The sequence below is a fragment of the Achromobacter sp. ACRQX genome (assembly GCF_022346505.1).
Classification (GTDB): Bacteria; Pseudomonadota; Gammaproteobacteria; order Burkholderiales; family Burkholderiaceae_B; genus Achromobacter; species Achromobacter animicus.
This window is the reverse complement of sequence record NZ_JAKRML010000021.1, coordinates 69,718-90,230: the sequence shown is the minus strand read 5'-3', so window position 1 is coordinate 90,230 and position 20,513 is coordinate 69,718. Positions and strand designations below refer to the sequence as shown.

Sequence of the window (20,513 nt, the reverse complement as noted above, 5' to 3'; positions counted from 1 at the left end):
GGCGTGCGTTGCCATGCGGCGCGGGCTCCGGGAGAACCTTGGCCAAGGGTTGTGGCGCATAGGCGCCGGTTTGATTGATTGGAACGGAACACCGTGAATACCGAAGTTGCAAGCCGCACGAGCGCGTTACGCACGCCCTTCGTGCTTGGCACCCTTTCCCTGTCATTGGCCCTGACGCTGGGTGGCGCGCCGGCAGGGGTGCAGGCTCAGACGCCCGCCGCGCACATCAGCATCGCAGCCCAACCGCTGGAGCAGTCGTTGCTGCAGTTGGGGAGGCAGACCTCGTTGCAGATCTTCTTTGCCCAGGACTTGGTCGCAGGCATTCAGGCGCCGGCCGTGTCCGGCGCGCTGCCCCCCGAAGAGGCGTTGCGCCGTCTGCTTGCGGGCAGTGGCCTGCAATATGACCGCCGGGGCGACACGGTCACCTTGTCGCGCCCACCGGCCGCCCGGGCGACGCAGCTCGAGCCGGTAACGGTGGAAGGGCGCAACCTGCTGACCACGGAAGGAACGGGCTCCTACACGGTGCGCGCAACCACCGCGGCGACCGGACTGCGGCTGTCTCCGCGAGAAACGCCGCAGTCGGTGAGCGTGGTGACGCGCCAGCAGATCGAAGACATGAACCTGACATCGCTTGGGGAAACGTTGAAAACGGTCACGGGCCTGGTGACGACGTCATCCGACATCGATCGCACCGATATCCATTCGCGTGGCTTTTATGTCGACAGCTATTCCTACGACGGCATGCCGGTGTCCACGCAAAACGATTTCTTCGGCACGTCGAACTTCGATCCCATTCTTTACGATCGCGTCGAAGTCGTGCGCGGCGCGACCGGTCTGATGACCGGCACCGGCAATCCGGGCGCATCGGTCAACGTGGTGCGCAAGCGCGCCACGAGCAAGGAGTTCACGGGCGCGGTCAGCTTGGGCATCGGGTCCTGGGATGACCGCCGCGCGACGGTGGATCTGTCCACGCCGGTCAACGCGGATGGCTCTGTGCGAGCCCGGGTGGCGGGCATGATGGAAGAGCGCGATTCGTATCTGGACCGCTACCACACGCGCAATCAGGCCTTTCTGGCCACGGTAGAGGCCGACGTGACGGCCAACACCACCGTGCGCGTTGGCTTCGAGCACCAGAACAAACGGCCGACCGACGTGACGTGGGGCGGACTGCCGATGCTGTATAGCGACGGCTCGCCGGCAAGCTGGCGGCGCAGCTTCAGCATCGGGGCCGACTGGACGCGGTGGAGCACTACCAACAACACGATCTACGCCTCGGTGGAGCACCAGTTCGACAACGGCTGGAACATCACCGCCAACGTCAGCCGGCTCGACAGTGAATACGATTCCAGGCTGCTGTATCTGATGGGGCAACCGGATCGCGATACCGGAATGGGCCTGAACGTCTGGCTGAACCGCTCGCACCAGGAGTTCGATCAGAACAGCGCTTCGATCCAGGCGGGCGGGCCGTTCGAATTGTTCGGACGCCAGCATGAAGCCGTGTTCGGCCTCGTTGGCAGCAGGTCCACGCTGCGCTATGGCAACTATCCCGCCCTCAATACCAGTCCCGTGGGCAACATATTCGAATGGGATGGCTCCTACCCGGATCCGGGTTGGGGCGAATTCAATACCCTGGGCAAGAACAAGACGCGCCAGACCGCGGCATACGGCGCGCTGCGCCTGTCGGTCACGGATTCGCTCAAACTGATCGTTGGCGGCCGGCAGAATCGTTGGGTGCGTGACAGCGGCGACGACGAGCTGCGCAGCACGGAGTTCACGCCATACGCCGGCGTGGTCTACGACTTTAACGACACATACACCGGCTATGTCAGCTATACCGACATCTTCCAGCCGCAGGCATATCGCGACGCCAGCGGCAGGTATCTGGATCCTGTCCAAGGCAAAAGCTACGAGACGGGCGTGAAGGCCGACTATCTCGACGGCAGGCTCAGCACCTCTTTCTCGGTGTTCCGCATCGAAGAGGACAACGTGGCCGAGCGCGATGGCTCGCGCTTCGTCGATGGCACGTCGGAGTTCGCCTATCGCGGCGCCAAAGGACTGACCAGCGAAGGTTTCGAGTTGCAGGCGTCGGGTGAAGTGAATCCCGGATGGCAACTGACGGCGGGCTTCTCCCGCGCGCTGGTGCGCGACGCGGAGGGCAAGCGCTTCAACACGTACCGCCCGCAGAATCTTGCGCACCTGTTCACGACCTATCTGGTGCCGGGCACCTCGGGCAAGTTGACGGTGGGCGGAGGCGTGCAATGGCGCAGCGGCGTTTACATCGACCAGACGACGTCGGCAGGCGTGAAGGCCCGGCGTGAACAGGGCTCGGTGCTGCTGACCAGCGTGATGGCGAATTACCGGTTCACGCCGAATCTGTCGGCGCAGTTGAACATCAGTAACCTGTTCGACAAGAAGTACTTCGATCTGACGGGCGACGGGCAGGGCTTCTATGGATCGCCGCAAAAAGCGATGCTGACGGTAAAGTACGCCTTCTAAGCCGGATGAGGTTTTGGTGTGGAGCGCTGCCCGCTTCTGACTACCGGGCTGGCAGCGCCGGGCGCTTTTTGGGGATGGGCCGACGATGACGAACCGATAAAATCCCCCAATCTCTTCCCGGGTCCCGAAATCATGTCCCTGAACTCCGACGCCTTGCGCCTCTTCCTCGGCGTGGTCGACGCCGGGTCGTTGAGCGCCGCCGCCGAAATGCTCGGCCAGACCGCATCCGGCGTCAGCCGTGGCCTGCATCGGCTTGAAGAGGACCTGGGCGTCACGCTGCTGAACCGGACGACGCGCCGCATGGAGCTGACCGAAGAAGGCCGGCATTTTCTGCCCAAGGCGCGCCAGATCGTGGCGGCGCTGGAAGAGGCCGAGGAGTGCATGCGCATGGTGCATCAGCGGCCTGCGGGCCGCTTGCGTGTGGACGCGTCGGTGCCGGTGATGCTGCACTGCGTGGTGCCCCACGTTGCCGAGTTCCGGCGTGCGTATCCGGAGATCTCGCTGGAACTCACCAGCAACGACCGCATCGTGGACCTGATGGAGCATCGCACCGACGTGGCGCTGCGCATGGGGCCGCTGACCGATTCCACGCTGCATGCGCGCACGCTGCGGCCGTCGCCGCGCTGGATGATGGCTAGTCCCGATTACATCGCGCGGCGTGGCGCGCCGCGCACGGTGGAGGATCTGGCGGATCACGAGGTGCTGGGTTTCACGCAGCCCGAAAGCCTGAACCTCTGGCCGCTACGTCATGCCGGCGGTTCGAGTTTTCAGGCGACGCCGACGCTTGCGACGTCCAGCGGCGAGACGCAGCGGCAACTGGCGCTGCGCGGCGTCGGCATCGCGTGCCTGTCGGACTTTGTCGTGCGCGAGGATATCGAGTCGGGGCGGCTGGTGAAAGTGCTGGAAAGCGAATACACCGATCACCTGCAGCCGATGCACGCGGTGTATCACCGCAACACGCAGCTGTCGCGGCGTATCGCGTGTTTTCTGGATTTTTACGCGGGCAGGATTTGAGGTGATGCGCGGGTGTCTGACAGCCGAATCGCGTAATGCGCCGGTGTCAGACATCTCAGTGGAGGGTGTCTGACACCTGTGGACAACTGCTATGCGTGCAGCGCTCTTCCAAACGCCGCCAGCACCGACTCGTGCAGCGTTTCCGACAGCGTCGGGTGGGCGAACACGGTGTGCATCAGGTCTTCTTCGGTCGCTTCCAACGACGCCGCCACGCCATACCCCGTGATGAGCTCGGACGCCTCCGGGTGGATGATGTGCGCGCCGAGCAGTTCGCCTGACTTGGCGTCGAACACCGTCTTGACCAGGCCCTGGTCCTCGCCCATCGCGATCGCCTTGCCGTTGCCGGCGAAGGTGAACTTTCCGACGCGGATTTCGCCGCCAGTCTTCGTTGCGTGTTCACGCGCGCGGGCTTCGGTCATGCCGATGCTCGCGACCTGCGGGTAGGAATACGTGCAGGCGGGAATGCGCAGCGGATCGATGGCGTGCACGGGCAGGCCGGCGATGGCTTCGACGCACAGCACGGCTTCGTGGCTGGCCTTGTGGGCAAGCCATGGGGCGCCGGCCACGTCGCCGATCGCGTAGACGCCGGACTCGCCGGTGCGGCACAGGCCGTCGGTGACGATGTGCGTCTTCTCGACCTTGACGCGCGTCTTCTCCAGTCCCAGATTCTCGACGTTGCCGACAATGCCGGCGGCGACGATGACGCGGTCGAAGGTCTGTTCGAGCTTCTTGCCCTCGTGCTCCAGCGTGACCTTGACGCCGTCGGCCGTGGTGGACGAGGCCGTCACCGCGCAACGCGTCAGCACGCGGATGCCTTGCTTTTCAAAGGCCTTGCGCGCCAGCTGCGAGATCTCGGCGTCTTCCTGCGGCAGAATCTCCGGCGTCATGTCGATCAGCGTGACCTCGGCGCCCACCGCGCGATAGAAGCTGGCGAACTCGGCGCCGATGGCGCCCGCGCCCACGACCAGCAGTGACTTCGGGATCTCGGTCGGCACCAGCGCCTGCCGGTAGGCCCAGATGCGCTCGCCCACGGGCAGCGCCGGCAGGTCGCGGGCGCGTGCGCCGGTGGCCAGGATGATGTGCTTGGCCGACAGCGTGGCGCCGTCGTCCAGCGCCAGCTTGCCGGACCCGGCAAGCCTGGCGCTGGCGGCGAACACGGTGACGCCATTCTTTTTCATCAGATGCGCCACGCCTTGCCCCAGCCGGCCGGCCACCTTGCGCGACCGGGCGACCATCGCGGCCAGATCCGGGCGCGCCTCGCCCGCACCCGTCACGCCGTAGTGCGCGGCCTCGCGGCAGGCGCGCAGCACGGTGGCGCTGTGCAGCAGGGCCTTCGTCGGAATGCAGCCCCAGTTCAGGCAGATGCCGCCCAGTTCGGCGCGCTCGACCAGCGCGACCGACATACCCAACTGCGCGGCGCGAATCGCGGCCACGTAGCCGCCCGGTCCGCCGCCCACCAAAACCAGATCAAAACTCGTCTTCGTCATGGCGGGGCTCACAGCAGGATGCGCACAGGGTTTTCGATCAGCGCGCGGAAGGCGGCCAGCCAGCGTGCGCCGACCGCGCCGTCCACGACGCGATGGTCGGCCGACAACGTCACCGTCATCACGGTGGCGGCAACCAGCTGGCCATCGGCGTCCACCACCGGCCGGCGTTCGGCCGCGCCGACGGCCAGGATGGCGGCCTGCGGCGGATTGATGATGGCGGCGAACTGGCTGATGCCGTACATCCCCAGATTGCTGACCGTCAGCGAGCCGCCGGTGAATTCCTCGGGCTTCAAGCGGTTGACCTTGGCGCGCTTGGCCAGCTCGACGATCTCTGCGCCGATGACGGACAGGGACTTCACGTCGGCGTCGCGCACGATGGGCGTGACCAGGCCGCCGTCGGTGGCCACCGCGACGGAGATATCGGCGCCGGCGTGGTATTCGATGTCGTCGTCGTGCCAAGACGCGTTGACCTCGGGCACCTCGCGCAGCGCCAGGGCGGCGGCGCGCACGATGAAGTCATTGACCGACAACTTGACCGCGCCGCCCTGGTTGGCCTGCGCGCGCAGGGCCAGCAGCGCGTCCATGCGGCAGTCGACCGTCAGGTAGAAGTGCGGCACGTGCTGCTTGCTTTCGGTGAGGCGGCGCGCGATGGCGCGGCGCATGCCGGAGTGCGGCACGCGGCGTGCGGCCGGCCGGCCTGCGGTGTGGGCGGAAAGTGGCGCGGCGGCGGGCGCTGCGGCCGGCGCATGGTCGCGCGCGGCTTCAACATCGCGCCGCACGATGCGGCCATGCGGGCCGGTGCCGGTGACGCCCAGCAGGTCGACGTGCCACTGCGCGGCAAGGCGCCGGGCGACGGGGCTGGCGAAGAGCCGGCCGCCGGGGACGGCTGCGGTCGAGGATGCGGCGTGCGCGGCTGCGTTGCCGGCTTGCTGCGGGGCGGCGGCAGACGCGCCAGACGGCGATCCCGAGGCCAACGCTGCACCAGCCGCCGCCGAGGCGCCCGTTGCCCCGCCAGCATCGGACCCAGCAGCCGACCCCGTTGCAACGGCCGCACCACCCTGCTCAGCCAGCGCACGATCAATCGCCGCCGCGTCTTCACCATCCGCGATCAGCACGCCGATCACGGTGTTGATCGGCACCGACGCCGGCCCGGCCTGGACCACGATGCGGCCCAGCACGCCGGCCTGTTCAGCGTTGAGCTCGACGATGGCCTTTTCGGTTTCGATTTCCGCCAGCGCATCGCCGACGGCAACGCGGTCGCCTTCCTGCTTGAGCCACTGATGCAGGATGCCGCCCGAGGCGTCGGCGGCTACGGATGGGAGTTTGATGAGGGTTGCCACGATGTTCTTCCTATTCAGCGGCGCCGGCCAGGTCGGGCCGGTACGCGGCGGGGTCGTCGTATTCGACGAGTTCGAGCACATTGCCTTCGGGGTCGCGGAAGAAGGCGAGCCACGTGCCGGGCCGCACTTCCATGGGCGCGGGCGCGCTGTCGAAGACGACGCCCTTAGATTCCAGATCGCGCACCACGCCGCGCAGGTCGCGCACGATGAAGGTGAGGTAGGCGGCGCCCTGGCGGTCCAGAATCGCCGCGCCGCGCACGGCGGGTTCAGGGGCAACGGCCGGTTGCAGCAGCTTGATGCGCTCGCCGTACGGCGTCTGCAGGCGCGCGACGTCGTAGCCGTGCGCCGTGAGGCCCGTTGCCCGCGCCTTGTCGGCGGGCACCGTCACGCGGTTCACCAGCGTCAATCCCATGACGCCGGTGTAGAACGCGGCCAGCGCATCCAGATCCGCGCAGCAGATGCCGACCTCCATCGGCACGGTCATGTGCAGGGCGCTCATGACTGCTCTCCAAGATCGGCCAGCACGTCGGCCAGGCCCGCCATCACCTCGTCGGTGTCGGCAAACGCCGCGCGCTCCAGCACCTTCGAGATGCTGGGCGAGGCCTCGCCGCCGGTGACGCGTTTGACCGGCTGGTCCAGCCAGTCGAAGTAGCGGCGCTGGATCTCGTCGGCCAGCATGGCGCCGTAGGACGTGCCGCGCGCGCCTTGCTCCACGATCAGCACGTTGTTGGTCTTCTGGATGCTGGCGCCGATGGTGTCCCAGTCCAGGCTGGCGCGGTCCAGCGTGCGCAGGTCGATGACTTCGGCGTCCACGCCGGCCTGTTCGGCGGCCGCCAGCGCGCGGCTGACCATGGACAGGTACGTCAGGATGGTGACCTTGCCGCCTTCGCGGCGCACTTGTGCGCGGCCGAAGGGGATCGCGTAGTCCAGGTCGCCGTCGGGCACGTCGCCCGATGACGCATACAGATCCACGTGCTCAATGACCAGCACCGGATCCTTGGACGCCAGCGCCGTGTTCATCAGGCCGACGTAATCGTGCGGCGTGGATGGGGCGACGATGCGCCAGCCGGGCGCCGTGGCAAAGATGCCGGCCGGGTCCATCGAGTGCTGCGAGCCGTAGCCCGTGCCCATCGCGACCTTGGTGCGCAGCACGAACGGCACGTCGATGTCGCCGCCGAACATGTGACGCGCCTTGCCGATCTGGTTGAAGATCTGGTCGGCCGCGACCCACATGAAGTCCGGGTACATGAATTCCACGACGGGCTTGTAGCGGCCGTCCATCGCCAGCCCGCCGCCCAGTCCGGCAAAGGCGTTTTCCGAGATCGGTGTGCCCAGCACGCGGTCCGGGTACTTGTCCTTCAAGCCGCGCGTGGCGCCGTTGGTGCCGCCCTTCAGGCGGTGCACGTCCTCGCCCAGTACGACGACGCCGGGGTCGGTTTCCATGCGGCGGTCCAGCACGTCGGCCACCGCATCGACGAACTTGCGCGTCACCTTCGCGCCGGTGTGGTCGGCGGCTTCCTGGTAGCGCAGGCCTTCCAGTTCAGCGCCGTCGCTGCGCAGGCCTACGTCGCGGAAATCGGGGCTGGGCCACAGGTCGGCGCGCACGCGGCGCTTGCCGCCGTCCGCCGCTTCCGTCAGGCGGCCGGACACGTCCTTCATCACGTCCTTGCAGCGTTGACGCAGCGCGTCCACGTCCGCCTGCGTGACGAGCTTGCGGGCGATCATTTCCGAGGCGATGCGGTCCAGCGGATCGCGCTGGCGCCACTGCGCCTCTTCGTCCTTGGTGCGGTAGCCGAAGGCGCTGCCGGGGAAGGGGCCGTTCTGGTGGAAGAAGCGGTAGACGTCCACTTCGACGATGGTCGGACCGTTGCCGGCACGCATGTGCGCAACGGCTTCCGACATGGCCAGGTGCACGGCCAGCGGATCCATCCCGTCGACCTTCCAGGACGGAATGTTGAAGGCCAGCCCGCGCGCGGACAGGCGCGGCTCGGCGGTGGATTCTTCCACGGTGGTGGACACGGCGTAGCGGTTGTTCTCGATGAAGAAGCACAGCGGCGTCTTCCACGCGGCGGTCAGGTTCATCGTTTCCAGGACCGACCCGATGTTGACCGCGCCGTCGCCAAAGTACGTGACGGCTACGCGGTCCGTGCCCGCATGCTTGTGCGCCCAGCCCGCGCCGGCGGCCAGCGGCGCGCCGCCGCCAACGATCGCGTTGGTGCCCAATGCGCCGGCTTCCAGCCAGCGCAAGTGCATGCTGCCGCCGCGGCCGCGGCAATAGCCGTTGGCCAGGCCCATGATCTCGGCCAGCGTCTTGTGCAGGACTTCGTCGATGGCGGGCGTCAGCGGGTTGCGCGGATCCAGTCCAAGCGGCGCGACGTGTTGCAGCGCCTTCGCCAGGAACTGGTGGTGGCCGCGATGCGAGCCGTTGATCTGGTCGCCTGCGCCCAGGGCCAGCACCGAACCGACGGCGCCGCCTTCCTGGCCCACCGACGAGTGCGCGGGGCCGTGCACCAGGCCTTCGGCGGCCAGCTCCAGCACGGCTTCCTCGAAAGCGCGGATCCAGTGCAGTTGGGTCAGCATCGTGCCGAGCAGTGCGGGGTCAGCGTGCTGCCAGTCCGAGGCCTCGGCCGTCAGTTGCCGCCAGGGCGCCTGGGGCTCAAGCGGTTGGTAGGTGGCCATGAATGAATCTCCAGAGTGTTTTTGTAAGCGTCGGGGGCAATCAGAGGTAGCTGTAGCGGCTCCAGCCGCCGTCGGCCACCAGGGTGTGTCCGGTGATGTAGGCGGCCTGGCGCGACGCCAGGAAAACCGCCAGGTCGGCCATTTCGGCCGGCTGCGCCATGCGGCGTAGCGGCGTGCGTTGCTTGAGGCGTTCGGGGTCCAGCCGGCCGCGCGCCGCCAGGTCGCGCACCAGGTCGGTTTCGACGTAGCCCGGCGCCAGCGCGTTGACGCGCACGCCCGACGGGCCCCATTCGACGGCCAGCGTCTCGGTCAGCAGCACCACCGCGCCCTTGGTGGCGCAGTAGGCCGCGCGGTCGGGGGCGGCAACCACCCCGTACATGGAGGCCAGGTTGATGATGCTGCCCGAGCCCGCGGGCACCATGCGCCGGCCCGCGGCCTGCGCGCACAGGAAGACGCCGGTCAGGTTGATGTCCACGGCGCGGCGCCATTCGTCCACGGTGACTTCCAGCGTGGGCTTGTTGGCCGAGATGCCGGCGTTGTTGACCAGCACGTCGATGCCGCCCCAGGTCTCGGCAACCTGCGCGAAGGCGCGCTCGACCGCGTCGGCATCGGTGACGGACGCCTGCACGGCCATGGCCTGCGCGCCGGTTCCCGCTGCCGCCAGACTTGCGACAGCCGCCTCCAGCGCGGCGGCGTCCATGTCCAGCAGCGCGACGCGCGCGCCCTGGCGCGCAAAAGCCTGCGCCGTGCTGTAGCCGATGCCCTTCGCGCCGCCGGTGATGACGACCGTCTGGCCGCGCAGCTCCGGATGGATGACTTCAGTGGTGTTGTCCACGATGTGTGCCTGTAATGGATGAGTACGTAGGCCGGCTAGACCGCCAGCCATTCCTGGACGACGTCCTGGCGCTCATGGAGCTGCGCGGGCGGTCCTTCGAACACGATGCGGCCGTGGCCCATCACGCTCACGCGCGTGGACACCTTCAGCGCGATCGTCAGCTTCTGCTCGACCAGCACCACCGACACACCCTGCTTGTGGATATCCCGGATGACGTCGGCGATCACCTCGACGATCTTGGGCGCCAGGCCTTCGGTGGGCTCGTCGATCAGGATGACCTTGGGGTTGCCCAGCAGCGAGCGGCACATGGTCAGCATCTGCTGCTCGCCGCCCGACAGGTTGCCTGCCTTCGTGCTGCTGCGTTCCTTCAGGCGCGGGAAGTAGTCGAACATCTGCGCCACGGTCCAGTACGGCGCATCGTCGCGCCGGGGCTGCTCGCCCATGCGCAGGTTTTCGTCCACCGTCAGGTTGGCGAACACCTCGCGTTCCTCGGGCACGAAGGCCAGGCCGGCGCGCGCGATTTCGAAGGGACGCTTGTTGGTGATGTCGCGGCCTTCGATGGCGATGCGGCCGCCGGTCACGTCCACCAGCCCCATGATGCTTTTCATGGTGGTGGAGCGGCCCGCGCCATTGCGGCCGAGCAGGCTGACGACCTCGCCGCGCCCGATCGACAGATCGATGCCGTGCAGGATGTGGCTCTTGCCATAGTGGGCATGCACGCCCTGCAGCGACAAGAGGGGGGATTGCGTCGTCATACCGTTTCCTCTCCCAGGTAGGCCTCGCGCACGCGGGCGTCGCCGCGGATCGCGGCGGGCGTGCCGGTGGCCAGGATCTCGCCGTAGACCAGCACGCTGATGCGATCGGCCAGCGAGAACACCACCTGCATGTCGTGTTCGACGATCAGCAGGGTGCAGTCGCGCGTTACGTCCTTGATGAGTTCGACCGTGTAGTCGACCTCGTGCTGCGACATGCCGGCCATGGGTTCGTCCAGCAAAATTACCTTCGGGCGCGACGCCAGCGTCATGCCGATTTCCAGCGAGCGCTGCTCGGAGTAGTTCAGGTCGCCGGCCGCCGTGGCCTGCCTGGCCGTCAACCGCACCTTTTCCAGCAGGCGGTCCACGTCTTCATTGACGGCGCGGTTGCGCGCAATCGGCCGCCAGAAGTTGTAGACCAGCCCGTGCATGCGCAGCACCGCCAGCCGCAGGTTCTCGCGCACGGACAGGCGCGGGAACACGTTGGTGATCTGGAACGAGCGCGCAAGGCCAAGCCGGTTGATGGCCTCGGGCGCCAGGCCGCCGATGGACCGCGAGCGCAGGCTGATGTCGCCCGACGTGGGCGCGAACGAGCCCGACATCAGGTGAAACAGCGTGGACTTGCCCGCGCCATTGGGGCCGATGACGGCGTGGCGTTCGCCGGCTTCGATCGCCAGGTTCACGCCGCGGATGATCTGCGCTTCACCAAAGGATTTGCGCACGTCGGTCAGGGTCAGGATCTCGTGGCTCATTTGGCGGGCTCCAGCAGAGGGGCGGCTTCGCCGGCGTCGCGCCACAGGGTCAGCGCCCAGCGGCAGGCGGCAAGGCCGGCGGCGAACAACGCCAGCGGCACCAGCCAGGTCGACACGGCAAGCGGCGCCCACTCCTGGCCGAACAGCGGGATGGCGGGCCAGCCGGCCTCGGGGTTCATGGCGAGGAGGGCGCGGTAATCGCGCGCGAACATGCGTTGCAAGAGTTCGACGGTGAAGACGGTGGCGCCAGTCAGCAGCAGACCCCCGGCCACCGATACCGCGGCGCGCGGCAGCCAGTTGGCCAGGCCGCGCTCGCGCAGCGACTTGGCCGCGCGTTGCACCAGTCCGACCAGGCCGTCCGGCACGAACAGCATCACCAGCACGAACAGAATGCCTTGATACAGCAGCCAGGACCGCGTGATGTCGGCCAGCGTCTGCGACAGAAACGTCAGGATGGACGCGCCCAGCACCGGACCCAGGAACGCGTTGACGCCGCCGATGTAGGCGAACAGCACCGCGTCGGTGGACAGCTTGACCTCGAACAGTACGTAGTTGCCGGCCTCGATGTTCAGCGCCTGCAGGCCGCCCGCGATGCCGGCAAACATCGCCGACAGCGCGAACACCATGGTCTTGAGCGCATGCGGGCGGTAGCCCAGGTAGCGCAGGCGGTTGGCGTTTTCGCGCAGGCCCAGCGTCAGACGGCCCAGCGGTGTGCGCGTCAGACCGTACAGCGCGGCCAGCGACACCACCACCCACGCCAGCACCAGGTAATAGACCTCGATGTCGGACCCGAAGGTAAAGCCCCACGCAGGCATGCGCATGGCGGACACGCCCGCCTCGCCGCCGAAGACGCCTTTCAGGTGCGGCGCCAGCGCGTGCAGCAGTTCGGCAAGCGCCAGCGTGATCATCGAAAAGTACACGCCTGACCGCATGGTGGCGAACCAGCCGGCGACCACGCCGAACAGCAGCCCGGCCACGCCGCCCACGAGCGGCATCAGCGGCGTGGGCAGCAGGCCTGCGCCGCCCAGCGCATTCATCGCATGGATGGTGGCAAAGGTGCCGACGCCAAAGTACGCGGCATGACCGAAGGACAGCATGCCGCCCTGGCCGGCCAGCAGATTGAAGGCGCACGCAAACAGCGCGGCGATCAGCATCTGCACCGCCGCCACGAGCTGGCCGGCAGGCAGCAGCCACGGCAGCGCGCACAGCGCGGCCACACACAGGATCAACAGCAGCGCGCCCGTGGCGCGGCCGGTGGAGGGGGTTGAATGGCTCATGCCTGCTCTCCTTTCAGGCCCGACGGCTTGACCAGCAGCACCACCAGCATCAGCAGAAACGGCAGCGTCGCGGCCAGGCTGGAGATCTTCACCGTCATCAGGCCACCCACGCTTTCGGCCCAGTCACGCGCGCCGAACAGGCCGAACAACGTCGCAAGGCTGGCGTCGATGCCGACCGAGAACGAGCTGATCAGGCCGATCAACAGCGAGGCGATCATGGCGCCTTCCAGCGAACCCAGTCCGCCCACCACGACCACCACGAACACCAGCACGCCCAGTTCCAGCGCCATGTTCGGGTTGGTGGTGTAGAACGCGCCCGCCACCGCGCCGGCAAGGCCCGCCATCGCGGCGCCCACGCCGAACACGCTCATGAAGACGAGCGGCACGTTGTGGCCCAGCGCCTCGGCCATGCGCGGACGGTAGATGGCCGAGCGCACCACGATGCCCACGCGGGTGCGCGACAGCAGCAGGTAGATCACCGCGAACATCGCGATCGACACGCCGCCCATCAGCAGGCGGTAGAACGGATAATCCGCGTCGAACACGCGGAACGCCGCGAAGTTCAGGAACTGCGGCACGCGGTAGTCGACGGGAAAATCGCCGTAGAAAAGCTTGACCAGCTCGGCGACGATGAACGCCAGCCCGAAGGTCACCAGCAATTCCTGCGCGTGGCCAAACTTGTGCACGCGGCGCAGGAAAAAGCGTTCGACGCCCATGCCCAGCACGCCCGAAATGATCGTGGCCAGCACGAGGGCCGCCCAGAAGCCCGTGACGGGCGTCAGCGTGTAGGCGGCGTAGGCGCCAATCATGTAGAACGAGGCGTGCGCAAAGTTCAGCACGCCCATCATTCCGAAAATCAATGTCAGGCCTGCCGACACCATGAATAGCAGCAGGCCGTAGATCACGCCGTTCAACAGCGAGACGGTAAAGTATTCCATGTCCGCTCCAGGATTCTTGCGCGGGACGCCGGGCGTCCCGCGAGCGATTGCGCACGTTGTTTTGGCCGGCCCGCGCCGGGTGTGCGCTTGTCATGTGCCGGCGGCGGCCCGTTCGCGTTTCAGCGCACGGGCCGCCGCGCCGGCATCACTTCGGACGTTGCATCTTGCAGGTGGCCTGCACCGGCGCGGACACGTCGGCCGCGGCCAGCACCTTGACCGGTTCAAAGCCCATGTCGGTGCCGTCGGCCTTGTACTTGGCGTTCTTGCTGACCTTGGACACGACCATCGGCAGTTGCACCTGGTGGTCTTCGGCGCGCATCGTGTAGTCGCCCAGCGCCGACTTGTACGTGACCTGCTCCAGCGCCACAGCCAGTTCGGGCACGGACAGCTTGCCGTCCTTGGGCTTGACCTGCTTTAAGGCTTCGCCCAGGAAGCGAACGCCGATCACGGTCTGCGGCTCGGTGTAGCTGGGGTAGTGGCCGGTCTTGGACTTGTAGTCCTCGGCAAACTTCGCGCCTTCCTCGCCCGCGGCCTCGATGTTGTACGGGTGCGCGATGTAATGGCCCATTGCGACTTCGCCGGCGTTGGCCAGGTTGCCCACCTGGTCCAGGAACACCGTGGCAAAGCGCACCTTCAGGCCGGCGGCCTGCGTGGCCTTCATCAGCAGCAGCAGGTCGTTGGACCAGTTGCCGGTGACCACCGTGTCTGGCGTGGCCGAACGGATGCGCGCCACGTACGGTGCGAAGTCCTGGATCTTGTTGACCTCGTGCAGCGTCTTGCCCACCACCTCGTAGCCGTAGTCCTTGGCAAAGCGCTCGGTCGCGCCTTCCATGTCCTGGCCCCAGGAGTAGTTCTGGTTGATGGCGTACACGCGCTTGCCCAGCGTGCCGTCGGCCGACATCACCGACGCCAGCGCCTTCACGCGCAGGTCGGCGTTGGTGGTGAAGCGGAAGTGGTAGAAGTGGCACTTCTGGCCGGTCAGCTCAAGCGCCTCGCCGCCCACGTTCAGGAAGACGATTTCCTTGCCGGGGTTGCGCAGGTTGTGCTTGCGCACGTCTTCCGTCAGCTGGCCGGAAATCGCCGATGACGACCCTTGCACCAGCACTTGCACGCCCTCGGCGGCAGCGGCGCGGAAGCGGTCGGAGGCGCCCACCGGGCCGCCCTGGTTGTCGAACTCCACCAGTTCCAGCGGCTGGCCGTTCCAGCCGCCGGCGGCGTTGATGCGATCCAGCTCGTATTTGACGGCGGCACGGAACATCAGGCCGGTCGAGGCCTGCGGGCCCGACAGCGTTTCGATCAGGCCGATCTTGACGGGCGCGGCGTGGGCGGTGGCGGCGAGTCCGGCCAGGCACAGCAGACCGGTGGTGAAAGCCAATTTCATGCGTGTCTCCTCCGTTGAACGGGAGTGTGGTGATTGCGTGGGTCAGGCAGGCGCGCGCGCCGCATCGCCGCCGCGCCGCAAGGGCGCGAAAGCGATGGGGAGCGAAGACGGGGAAGTGGCGGCGGCCACGGTCGCACAAGGCGCCGGGGCGAAACGCCAGCCGGGCAGGGCACGAAGCCGCCGGGGCGTCTGAAGGTGCGCCGTCGGACGTGCCGAGGGCGCGGATGCGGTCATGCTGCCGGTGAAGTTCACCTGGTTGTCCCCTGCCTGTTTATGCGGCGTGTCGCCGTGTTTTTCTGACTGACTTGCCTGAAAGCGTCCGTTGATTTACGCTGTCAGCACGAGTTGTCAGGCAACTTTATCAAGTTGTCCGATAAATCATAGGCCAGGCGTTTTTCTCGTGTCAAGCAACGGATTCAGCAGTTCAATCAGAATTTGAACCGTTGCCGCGACAGCGCCGCGGACCGCTAAAAACAGCTTCAGGAGACAGGATGATTTCGTTTGAGGGGCAGGTTGCCGCCATCACTGGCGCGGGCAACGGCATCGGGCTGGCGACGGCGCGACTCATGGCCGCGCATGGCGCGCGGCTGGTGCTGACCGACATCGACAACGCGCGGCTGGAGGAGGTGGCGGCAGAGCTCGACCCCAGCGGGCAGCGCGTCTACACGCATGCGCTGGACGTGTCGGTGTCGCACGATTGCGAACGGGTGTTCGAGGCGGCGGCCAAGCATTTCGGTGGGCTGGATCACCTTGTCCACTGCGCGGGCATCTACCCGGAACAGCTCGTCAAGGACACCAGCGACGAGTCCTGGCGCACGCTGATGCGTGTGAATCTGGACGGCACGTTCTACGTGTGCCGCGCCGCCCAGCGCCATCTGCGCCACGACGGTTCGATCGTCCTGTTGACGTCGCTGGCCGCGCAGCGCGGCAGCTATGCCCACGCCGCCTATTCCGCGTCCAAGGGCGCGGTGCAGAGCTTCACCCGCAGCCTGGCATTGGAACTGGCCCCGCAGATCCGCGTGAACGCGGTGGCGCCCGGCATCATCGCCACGTCCATGACGCATGACCTGATCGGGCAGAAGGGCGCGCAGTTGCTGGAAAGCACGCCGCTGCGCCGCTTCGGCACGGCCGAGGAGATCGCGGGCACCATCGCGTTCCTGTGCTCGCCGCTGGCGTCATTTGTGACGGGCGAGGTCATGCAGGTCAATGGCGGGATCTATATCGCTTAAAGTGCAGGAACGCGGCGCGCCGGGACAAACCGGCAAACCTATAATTTCCAAGGCGCTGCCGCGAAGATGCCTGTCAGGACCCCCACGCGAGACATTCCTATAAACATGGCCGCCGCACCCGCGCGCCGCCCTCACGTTTGAAGATCCCCATGCAGCCCAGTCAAGAATCCGATCCGACGCGCGCCGCGCCTCGCAGTTCGCTATCCGCGGCGGTGGCGGATGCCCTGGCCGACCAGATACGCCAAGGCGTGCTGGCCCCCGGCGACCGTCTGCCCACCGAAAAGCAATTGACCGAAATGCATTCGGTCAGCCGCGCGGTCGTGCGCGAAGCGCTGGCTCGCCTCAAATCCGAAGGCCTGGTCACGTCGCAGCAAGGCAGCGGCGTGTTCGTCGATCCGAACTTCCAGAAGAACGCCTTTCGCATCGCCGCGCCCACGCCGGGCGACAACCAGGACCTGGAACACATCCTTGAGCTGATGCTGTCCATCGAGGTCACGGCGGCGCGCTATGCGGCGCAGCGGCGCACCGATCCTGATTTGAAAAAGATGCGGCAGGCGCTGGTGGGCATGGAGTACGCGCTCATCAACGACAAGCTGGGTGACGAGGAAGACTACCAATTCCACCAGGCCATCGTGCAGGCCACGCACAACCCGCATCTGGTGGCGCTGAACGATTATCTGGAAGCGAATGTGCGGCGCGTCATCCGCAGTGCGCGCAATAACACCGCGCGGATGTATGCAGAGCGCATGGCCGCGGTGCAGAGTGAGCATCAGGCCATCTTTGCTGCCATCGAAGCCGGGGACCCCGATGCGGCGGGGCGCGCGGCCGAACAGCATCTGCGCAATGCGGCGGACCGGCTGCGGTTGTTTCAGGCGGAGCGCCCGGCGCCGGTCTAGCGTGCCTCGGTCTGGCGCGCCCCGGTCTGATCCCATGACGAGCGCACCGTCCTTTACGCGAAGGTCTGCTCCATCTCGCGCCGGAACTGCACCGCCGTCGAGCGTTCGTCGTATTCCACATCGCGCCAGCGGATCGCCTGCGACTGGCGCACGGGATTCTTCAGCTTGACCTTGTTCGACAACCCCAGCGGCAGATAGCCTTCCTCGACCGAATCGGGGGCCGGCATCAGGCGCCCGTACACCGTATAGCCGCCTTCGCCGTCCAGGATCTGGCCGGCTTGCAGGTCTCGCTTGGCCGTCGCCACGACGTCACCATGCCAGCCGGCCGGCGCACCCGTCGGCTCGCGCCGCAGGCCTACGCTGGCCACGCTGATGCCCAACTCAAGCCCGATCAGGTGGTACGGCTTGTACATGGCGGTGAAATTGCCGCTCGGATCGGTGACCAGGCCATATTCCTGGAAGCAGCGCCGCACGTAGTCGCTGTCGGCCGCCAGCGTGACGTACACGCCCCAGCGCAGGTCCCGGAACACCGGCCGGCCGTCGCGTTCCAGCGACGAAATCACCTCGACCTGGCCGCGATGGTGCAGCATGCCGCCATCTTCGCGGGGACGCAGCACGCGCGCCAGGTCGTCCACGCCGCACGGCGGAAAGTGCAGGCCGGACGGCGAGGGCAGCAGGCCCGTGGCATTGGAGACGGCCGCCATCTCGATGGCGCTCTTGGTGCCATCCAGAAAGCTGTTGAACATCTGCGCGTTGAAGTCGCCCGCCGCCACCATTTCCGCTGTGAAGCCGTAATACGGCCAGACGGTATCGGGCGTGGACGTATGGAATTCCGGCAGGTACTTGGTGCCCTTGCCGGCGGCCATGACTTCAAAGCCGCTGGCGCGCGCCCAGTCCACCATTTCGCAGATCAGCGCAGGCTGGTCGCCGTAGGCCAGCGAATAGACGATGCCCGCCTCGCGGGCGCGGCGCGCCAGCAGCGGGCCGGCCAGCGCGTCGGCTTCGACATTGACCATGATGATGTGCTTGCCGTATTCGCAGCAGGTCAGCACATGCGTGATGCCGGCCGCGGCCTGGCCGGTAGCGTCGATGACGATGTCTACGTCGGGACTGGCGATGACGGTGCGCGCATCGTCGCAGAAATAGACCTTGCCGTTCTTGTACGCGTCATTGATGCTGCTGGCGTTGAGCGCGCCCGCGGGCCAGCCGACCCGGGTCAGCGCGGCGCGAGCCCGGTCCGGCACCAGGTCCGCGACGGCGACCAGGCGCATCCCCGGGGTGCGCGGGGCCTGACTCATGAACATGGCGCCGAACTTTCCGGCGCCCAACAATGCGACGCGCAGCGGCTTGTGGTCGGCTTCTCGCTGCTTGAGCAGACGGTACAGATTCATGGCGCGGGCTCCTCCTGGGTGGGGCGTACGACTCCACAGGATAGTCCCAAACGATGACGCCTGAACAGGACTCAGGCATCTGCCGTATAGAGCTCGCCGGCCAGCACGTTGCGCCAGTTCTGCCAGGTGATGCGCGGGCGGTCCGTCACCTCGCGGTTGTAGGGCGCGTCGAACAGGATGTGCTTCCAGCGCGGCCGCACGGCGCCTTCGATATGCGGCTTGTCGTCGATGAGCAGATGGCCCTGCACCAGCGTCTTGTCCTTGGTCAGGATCAGCCGGTTGGTGGCCTCGCGGCCCAGATTCTTTTCCACCCACAGGTATTTTTCGGCGACGCAGTTTTCAAACTGCGACAGCGGCGACGAGCAGATCCGCACATCCATGCCAAGCGCCAGCAGTTCCTTGACGGCATCCAGCGCACCGGGCACGGGCGGCAGATTGCGGATGAAACCCGGCGCGGTGTAGATCGCCTCGGCCATGCCGCGTAGTTCGGGGCCGTAATCCTCGCGGATGTAGAAGGACTTGCGGTCCTCGAACGCGATGGGCGCGATGTCCGGGTGGCGTTCGCGCCAGGCGTCGATGAAGGCGTGTTCGAAATCGGCCAGCACGCCGTCTTGATCCAGCAGGATGATCATGGGGGTCCCAAACGTTGGCAACCGTAGGATTGTGCCCTAGCCGACCAGCGGCCGGGATTGCGCCACGATGCGGTAACGGCTGCCGCCGGTCAGCGATTCGGACGCGACCAGCACCATGCGGTCGTAATGCCAGTCCAGCGGCGCGGGCGCGTCGGCGGGCGGCGCGGCGTGCGTGATGTTGCGCAGCAATGTGACGTGCGGGCGGAACGGCTGGGTCGGCGGGGTCAGTCCATAGCCGGACAGCCACTCCCAGAGATCGTCGTGGGCCTGCTGCAGCCTCGGGGGCGTCTCGGCGGGACCCGCCCAGAGAATGCGCTGGCGGTGGAAGACCCCGTAGCGGTCCAGCCGCACATCGCCCGGCGTCAGGCGGCGTTCGGGCGTGGCGGCCGCCAGCTCGTCGGCCAGGGCGCTGTCGACGGGCCCCAGGAAGGCGAGCGTCAGATGCAGCGTCTCGGTGCGCATGGCGCGTCCGCCCATGGCCGGCTTTGCGGCTTCCGCCCAGCCGGCCAGCGACGCCGCCAGCGGGGGAGACGGCCACAGCGCGTAGAAGAGGCGGATGGTGGACATGCGCTGATTGTAGGTCGCGTCTGCGAGGGGCGGGCCCACCGTTTTCCTTCAGCCGTAATGCTCGTCGTCCAGCAGCATGTCCTCGAAGAACGCGCCGAACCGGCGTTGGGGATCCAGTAGGTGGATCTCCAGGATCCAGCGCATGTCCGACGGCGCGATGTCCAGATCGGCAAGCGACCCGGTGTGAATGGCCGCGTGGGGAAAGTCGGAAATCCGGTGGCCGGGCAGCTCGAAGTTCAGCGCCCAACCCATGGCGCGCGCCTGGCGGTCGGCGTGGGCATAGAGCGCATGGCCGGTCAGGCGTTCGCGCAACCATCGGTCGCGCACGTCGTGGAAGAGGATTTCGGCATCGCGCGCGCAGCGCGCCTGCTCGGCGTTGCCACCCAATACGAATGACTTGCCGCCGTCGCCTTCCCAGGCGTCGAGGCGGGGTGCGATGTCCAGAAAGAAAATGTCGTCTTCGCCCAGCACCGCGCCCGGCTCGGACGGCTGGCGCATGGACTTGAGCGTGTTGGCGCCAAAGCGCACCCGCGTGGGATGCCAGCTCAGGGCCATGCCGGCGTCGATGAGTGTCTGCTTGGCGAGCCTCACGGCGTCTTCCTCCACCATGCCGGGCTGGATGCGGGCGGCGATGTCGGCAATGGCCTGGCGCGTCTTGTTGCGCGCCCGCAGCATGCCGTCCACGGAGAAGGCGGGCCCAACGCGTTCGCTGGCGGGGGAAGGAGGCATCGTCATGTCGGAATTCCTATGTTGCTGGGCGCAGCGGCATGCCGCGCCGGACAGGTGCCAGTCTGGGCAGAAGAGGGCAGGCCCGCGAGCGCCCGGCGGGACGGAATCGTGCCAGGCT

18 protein-coding genes are annotated in these 20,513 nt (G+C 67.0%); 4 read left to right on the top strand and 14 right to left on the bottom strand.

Going from position 1 to position 20,513, the window contains the following annotated elements; translation table 11 throughout:
- Positions 1–93: 93 nt before the first annotated feature.
- A complete protein-coding gene (locus MHZ91_RS18795) occupies positions 94–2,496 on the top strand; it encodes a TonB-dependent siderophore receptor (RefSeq protein ID WP_239215155.1) in 2,403 nt (800 codons plus the stop codon).
- Positions 2,497–2,628: 132 nt separating this feature from the next.
- Entirely contained in the window at positions 2,629–3,510 is an 882-nt protein-coding gene (locus MHZ91_RS18790) for a LysR family transcriptional regulator (protein ID WP_239215154.1), read from the top strand.
- Positions 3,511–3,599: 89 nt separating this feature from the next.
- Here the strand turns inward: MHZ91_RS18790 and lpdA are convergent, their stop codons facing one another.
- From lpdA to MHZ91_RS18740, 10 genes are all read right to left on the bottom strand, one after another.
- Complete coding sequence (gene lpdA / locus MHZ91_RS18785) at positions 3,600–4,997, bottom strand: dihydrolipoyl dehydrogenase (RefSeq protein ID WP_239215153.1); 1,398 nt, start codon at positions 4,995–4,997, stop codon at positions 3,600–3,602.
- An 8-nt stretch (positions 4,998–5,005) separates the two neighbouring features.
- Positions 5,006–6,337, bottom strand: coding sequence for a pyruvate dehydrogenase complex dihydrolipoamide acetyltransferase (locus tag MHZ91_RS18780; protein WP_239215152.1), 1,332 nt, complete (start codon positions 6,335–6,337; stop codon positions 5,006–5,008).
- A 10-nt stretch (positions 6,338–6,347) separates the two neighbouring features.
- A complete protein-coding gene (locus MHZ91_RS18775) occupies positions 6,348–6,836 on the bottom strand; it encodes a VOC family protein (RefSeq protein WP_239215151.1) in 489 nt (162 codons plus the stop codon).
- The gene (locus tag MHZ91_RS18770) at positions 6,833–9,016 is read right to left on the bottom strand and encodes a thiamine pyrophosphate-dependent enzyme (RefSeq protein ID WP_239215150.1); all 2,184 of its coding nucleotides are present in this window, start codon (positions 9,014–9,016) and stop codon (positions 6,833–6,835) included. Before MHZ91_RS18770 ends, MHZ91_RS18775 begins: the two co-directional genes overlap by 4 nt.
- A 40-nt stretch (positions 9,017–9,056) precedes the next feature.
- Complete coding sequence (locus MHZ91_RS18765) at positions 9,057–9,851, bottom strand: SDR family oxidoreductase (protein ID WP_239215149.1); 795 nt, start codon at positions 9,849–9,851, stop codon at positions 9,057–9,059.
- A 35-nt stretch (positions 9,852–9,886) separates the two neighbouring features.
- Positions 9,887–10,606: an ABC transporter ATP-binding protein gene (locus MHZ91_RS18760; RefSeq protein ID WP_056559753.1), complete on the bottom strand. Its 720-nt coding sequence runs from the start codon at positions 10,604–10,606 to the stop codon at positions 9,887–9,889.
- Positions 10,603–11,355, bottom strand: coding sequence for an ABC transporter ATP-binding protein (locus tag MHZ91_RS18755; protein ID WP_239215148.1), 753 nt, complete (start codon positions 11,353–11,355; stop codon positions 10,603–10,605). Before MHZ91_RS18755 ends, MHZ91_RS18760 begins: the two co-directional genes overlap by 4 nt.
- Entirely contained in the window at positions 11,352–12,632 is a 1,281-nt protein-coding gene (locus tag MHZ91_RS18750; RefSeq protein WP_239215147.1) for a branched-chain amino acid ABC transporter permease, read from the bottom strand. The genes MHZ91_RS18755 and MHZ91_RS18750 overlap by 4 nt, the downstream gene beginning before the upstream one ends.
- Complete coding sequence (locus tag MHZ91_RS18745) at positions 12,629–13,570, bottom strand: branched-chain amino acid ABC transporter permease (protein WP_056559748.1); 942 nt, start codon at positions 13,568–13,570, stop codon at positions 12,629–12,631. Before MHZ91_RS18745 ends, MHZ91_RS18750 begins: the two co-directional genes overlap by 4 nt.
- 145 nt (positions 13,571–13,715) lie before the next feature.
- Positions 13,716–14,951 (bottom strand): branched-chain amino acid ABC transporter substrate-binding protein, encoded by a 1,236-nt coding sequence (locus MHZ91_RS18740; protein WP_239215146.1) that lies wholly within the window; start codon positions 14,949–14,951, stop codon positions 13,716–13,718.
- 491 nt (positions 14,952–15,442) lie between these two features.
- Here MHZ91_RS18740 and MHZ91_RS18735 point away from each other — a divergent pair, with 491 nt between their 5' ends.
- The gene (locus MHZ91_RS18735) at positions 15,443–16,180 is read left to right on the top strand and encodes an SDR family NAD(P)-dependent oxidoreductase (protein ID WP_105240926.1); all 738 of its coding nucleotides are present in this window, start codon (positions 15,443–15,445) and stop codon (positions 16,178–16,180) included.
- Positions 16,181–16,329: 149 nt separating this feature from the next.
- A complete protein-coding gene (locus tag MHZ91_RS18730; protein WP_175139547.1) occupies positions 16,330–17,076 on the top strand; it encodes a FadR/GntR family transcriptional regulator in 747 nt (248 codons plus the stop codon).
- A 53-nt stretch (positions 17,077–17,129) separates the two neighbouring features.
- Here MHZ91_RS18730 and MHZ91_RS18725 read toward each other — a convergent pair whose 3' ends face one another.
- From MHZ91_RS18725 to MHZ91_RS18710, 4 genes are all read right to left on the bottom strand, one after another.
- Positions 17,130–18,467, bottom strand: coding sequence for an NAD(P)H-dependent oxidoreductase (locus tag MHZ91_RS18725; RefSeq protein ID WP_056559741.1), 1,338 nt, complete (start codon positions 18,465–18,467; stop codon positions 17,130–17,132).
- A 71-nt stretch (positions 18,468–18,538) separates the two neighbouring features.
- Positions 18,539–19,099, bottom strand: coding sequence for a 5'-3'-deoxyribonucleotidase (locus tag MHZ91_RS18720; RefSeq protein ID WP_175122194.1), 561 nt, complete (start codon positions 19,097–19,099; stop codon positions 18,539–18,541).
- Positions 19,100–19,135: 36 nt separating this feature from the next.
- Complete coding sequence (gene thpR, locus MHZ91_RS18715) at positions 19,136–19,666, bottom strand: RNA 2',3'-cyclic phosphodiesterase (RefSeq protein ID WP_239215145.1); 531 nt, start codon at positions 19,664–19,666, stop codon at positions 19,136–19,138.
- 48 nt (positions 19,667–19,714) lie between these two features.
- Positions 19,715–20,401, bottom strand: coding sequence for a M24 family metallopeptidase (locus tag MHZ91_RS18710; RefSeq protein WP_175122196.1), 687 nt, complete (start codon positions 20,399–20,401; stop codon positions 19,715–19,717).
- Between the last annotated feature and the right edge of the window lie 112 nt (positions 20,402–20,513).